2 protein-coding genes are annotated in these 2187 nt (G+C 41.8%); both read left to right on the forward strand.

What is annotated here, in order from left to right:
- The first annotated feature begins 184 nt into the window (after positions 1-184).
- Positions 185-1288, forward strand: coding sequence for an IS21 family transposase (istA, locus tag J7J10_03705; GenBank protein ID MCD6130035.1), 1104 nt, complete (start codon positions 185-187; stop codon positions 1286-1288).
- Positions 1285-2082: an IS21-like element helper ATPase IstB gene (istB, locus tag J7J10_03710; protein ID MCD6130036.1), complete on the forward strand. Its 798-nt coding sequence runs from the start codon at positions 1285-1287 to the stop codon at positions 2080-2082. The genes istA and istB overlap by 4 nt, the downstream gene beginning before the upstream one ends.
- Positions 2083-2187 lie beyond the last annotated feature (105 nt).

The following is a 2187-nucleotide window of genomic DNA, read 5'->3' on the forward strand; positions in this document are numbered from 1 at the left end:
ATCTTGACCAACAACTTCAGGCTGTTTTTCTTTTCCTGGTAATCACAGGCTTCGAAGTATTCTTGCCAAATAGTGTCGACATCGGTTATAAAATAGTAAAAACGCCGGTCAAAAATGAGCAAAAACATCGGTAAGAATTGAGTAGTAACATCTGAATAACTCAGGTAGAAAAGGAGGTATTCAGATGTTGACGGAAAAGCAGGTCTTTGAAATCAGAATATTGTACAGAGAGGGATTAAGCAAGCTAGCAATAGCCAGGCGCCTTGGCATTGCTCCCAACACTGTAAACAAATATCTTAAAAAGGAGTGGTGTCAAATGGCAAAAAGGGGATCGAAGTTGGATCCTTTCAAGGGTTACATTAAGAAAAGGCTCGAGGAGTATCCCGAACTCACGGCTACAGTGTTGTTTAAGGAATTGGTGGAGAAGGGTTATAGCGGTAAATTGACGATACTCCGGATGTATGTGGCCACAATAAGGCCCAAGGAGAAACCTGAAATTGTTGTCAGATTCGAAACAAAGCCAGGAAAGCAATTCCAGGTTGATTGGGGAACAGGGACAACGATTATTGCAGGCGAAAAGGCAACCGTTAAGTTTTTCATTATGGTGTTGGGCTATTCACGGATGCTGTACGTGGAGACAGTACCAGATGAAAAACTCGAGACTCTAATCCAAGCTCATCTACATGCCTTTGAGTACTTTGGCGGTTATCCTTCTGAAGGTCTGTACGACAACATGAAAACCGTTGTGAAGAAGCTTCAGAAGCACAAGGAATACAATGCCAAGTTCATGGATTTTGCGGATTTCTACGGTCTTAAGGTAATCACCCACAGACCATATAATCCAAAAGCCAAAGGAAAAGTCGAGAGGATGGTTCCCTATGTAAGGGAGAATATTCTTTACGGTCAGAGTTATTCGAGTCAAACGGAACTGAAGAATGTGTTGAGGGATTGGTTAGCAATAGCAAATCAGCGGCTCCATTCCGAATTAAAAGAAACCCCTCTCGAAAGATTCGAGAGGGAAAAGGATCACCTAAACAAGCTAAGTAAATTGTATCCCATTCGCAGATTAAATACAAGACTCGTAAGAGACAAAGGTCAGATAGTCTACGAAGAAAGGGCATACCGTGTTGGTAAAAAATACGTGGGGGAAAGAGTCAATCTCCAGGTAGAAGGTTCACTACTGAAGATATACGATGGTGATGAACTCATTACAGTACATCCCTTGAAAGACCAGGTAGAAAAAAGGTCTTTGAGAGAATACCAGGCTCTTGTGGGTGATGCGGTATGAGCTATGAAAAAGTACACAGCTTGTTGAAAGAACTGAAACTGGAAGGAATCTCCAGGATACTGGATTCTTCTCTTCAAAACTGGAGCAAAGATGATAAAGACGTTCTCGAATTGATTGAAGAACTACTGATAGCCCAGAAGAAAGAAAATGAGAACAAGAAATACATGATAGCTCTCAGATACAGTGGATTACCTTTCCACAAAACCCTGGAAGAATTCGATTTCAGTTTTCAACCCAGCATAGACAGAAAACAGATAATGGAGCTGAAAACCCTGAGATTCATATACGAAAAAGAGAACGTGGTATTTCTTGGCCCTCCTGGAGTAGGAAAAACACACCTGGCAGTAGGTCTTGGAATGAAAGCCCTGAGAGAAGGAAAGAAAACATATTTCGTTAACGCAATAACATTGGTGGATCGATTGAAGAAAGCCTTTGGTGAAAGGCGTCTTGAAAAAACCATTAGATTCTACAAATCCCTTGACCTCCTAATAATAGACGAACTGGGATACCTGCCACTGGATACAGAAGGAGCGAAGCTGTTCTTTGAACTGGTGAGCCAGAAATACGAACAGGGAAGCATAATCCTGACATCCAACAGAAGTTTTACCGAATGGGACAAGATATTCGAAGACGAGGTATTAGCAACAGCGGTATTAGACAGACTCTTACATCATTGCACGATAGTTAACATCCGTGGAAAAAGCTACAGACTGAAAGAAAAACAGAAAACGGGGCTTGCTGGTATACAGACGGCGATCGATAGAAGCGGCAAACTACGCAAATCTGACCGATGAATCTACGCAATTTTGTTCGATGTTTTTATGCATTTTTGGTCGATGTTGACACCGGATGGTGCTGTTTCGGCCAGTATTTCCTGACATATCCCAGTTTCTTTCTCA

The organism is Deltaproteobacteria bacterium (assembly GCA_021159305.1).
GTDB lineage: Bacteria > Campylobacterota_A > Desulfurellia > JAGGSF01 > JAGGSF01 > JAGGSF01.

Coding starts and splice junctions, on each gene's coding strand:
- istA (MCD6130035.1), top strand. CDS start 185: ATGTTGACGGAAAAGCAGGTCTTTGAAATCAGAATATTGTACAGAGAG.
- istB (MCD6130036.1), top strand. CDS start 1,285: ATGAGCTATGAAAAAGTACACAGCTTGTTGAAAGAACTGAAACTGGAA.